The sequence below is a fragment of the Bradyrhizobium sp. Kon56 genome (assembly GCF_055807635.1).
Genome location: NZ_JBVVOU010000317.1, coordinates 1 through 303 on the forward strand (window position 1 = coordinate 1; position 303 = coordinate 303).

Below are 303 nucleotides of genomic sequence, written 5' to 3' on the forward strand. Positions count from 1 at the left end.
GCCGCCAAGGGCGGTGGTTCCGAGAACAAGTCGAAAATGGCCATGCTCAACCCGTCCGACTCGATCGTCGACTGGGTGCTCAAGACCGTTCCGACCATGGGCGCCGGCTGGTGCCCACCGGGCATGCTCGGCATCGGCATCGGCGGCACCGCCGAGAAAGCCGCGGTGATGGCCAAGGAAGTGTTGATGGAATCCATCGACATCCACGAGCTGAAGAAGCGCGGCCCGCAGAACCGCATCGAAGAGATGCGCCTGGAGCTGTTCGAAAAGGTCAACCAACTGGGCATCGGCGCCCAGGGCCTG

1 protein-coding gene is annotated in these 303 nt (G+C 63.7%); it reads left to right on the top strand.

Annotated features, from left to right (window positions below):
- Positions 1-303 (top strand): fumarate hydratase (locus tag AC0L3B_RS39130; RefSeq protein ID WP_473383086.1); only part of this gene is annotated, 303 nt, incomplete at both ends.